Source organism: Shewanella sp. SG41-4, from assembly GCF_014164505.1.
In the GTDB taxonomy this organism is placed as follows: Bacteria; Pseudomonadota; Gammaproteobacteria; order Enterobacterales; family Shewanellaceae; genus Shewanella.
On the sequence record NZ_JACJFI010000602.1, the window covers coordinates 1 to 1,327 of the forward strand.

The window sequence follows — 1,327 nt, forward strand, 5'->3', positions numbered from 1 at the left end:
ATGAGAACTGCTTTGACAATTTTAGATAAATGGAAATGCACTCAACTACAAGTTCGGGCTGTACTTAATCTTCCTGAAAATTATAAGTCTCTTGATTTTGAAAAATTGAGTTTTAATCGAGAACAAATTGAAAGGGTTAGCTATATTTTGAATATTCACGCTAGCCTGCGTACAACATTCACTAACCCTGAAAATGTATATGGCTTTATGAACATGGTCAATAATGACAAACACTTCAATGGCATGAAACCAATTGATTTCATTTGCAATGGTGAAATAGAAAAGTTTAAATTACTTCTCTATTATATAGACAGTTTGTTTGAACGCTCTATCTATTAACTTCTTCCCAAGTTAATAGATAGAGCACTTCACTATTTGAATTCTGGTTGGGCAAAGACCAAAACATCTAGCTCGTATCTGTCCAACATTGAGCTAGCTGACCTGGTTAGCTCATTTCTGCCCCAAAGTGTGCTAACTCACCAGGCTGAGTAGTCTTCAGCTAATGACATTTGCCATACATGCGCTAATGGATAGGCAAATTACAAGACCTGACCCCGAACACCTTATTTTAATCATTTTTTAGACTGTAAATCAGCAATACACCTGGTCGATTGGATTATAGGCAAATAGAGCATTGATAACTCGTCATAGACCCTATATGTTGTTGATTAGTAATGGCTGGCTTGATTTTTATTGCTGTTTCATCAAGCTCGCTGTCAATGTTACTGACTCTCTCTAACTTGCTAAACAGAGACTATCACAATGATTAAAGAACTTTTTCGCCCATTACAAAATATCGAAGAAGAGCTGTACACCCGAATAAAAAATAAGGTGTTCTCAACCTTTTCCTCAGAGCATGTTACGGATAAAGAAAAGATTATTTCCATTTGCCAGCTCATGTATCAAGAATATGAAATCGTTCTAGAGGAAAATATTTGCCAGTTGAATACGCATTCACTTATTGAGTTCATGCTTGAACAGTACGAAAAGTACGCAAGAGTCAATTCATCATTTCATCAATTTGAATTGTCTGATGAAGAAGAACAATTATGGCAGACCTATGCCAGTCATTCACGACGAGGAATAAAATATCTCTTAGAGTTACTGTGCCGGGACTATAACGATTTGCACAACGAAAATGAGGAGAAGCTAACTCAACAGTACAAGTTGGAAGCCTTATCAAGAATTTTTATTTCTATGGAAGAAATGTGCTCATTTTATATGCGCATAGATGCTTACAAGTATCTTGTTGGTAGTTTAGAACTCCATCTAGATAAAAATAAGTACACTTATTTCAATGTTCCACAAGACTCATATCCTTGTAATA

The 1,327-nt window shown here is 35.6% G+C and carries 2 protein-coding genes; both read left to right on the forward strand.

The genetic code is table 11. From position 1 onward, the window contains the following. Nucleotides 1–339, forward strand: a 339-nt coding sequence (locus tag H5202_RS22565; RefSeq protein ID WP_220493985.1) for a hypothetical protein, incomplete at its 5' end; no start/stop codon positions are given. Between the two features lie 423 nt (nucleotides 340–762). Continuing rightward, nucleotides 763–1,327 (forward strand): hypothetical protein (locus H5202_RS22570; RefSeq protein WP_182773990.1); only part of this gene is annotated, 565 nt, incomplete at its 3' end.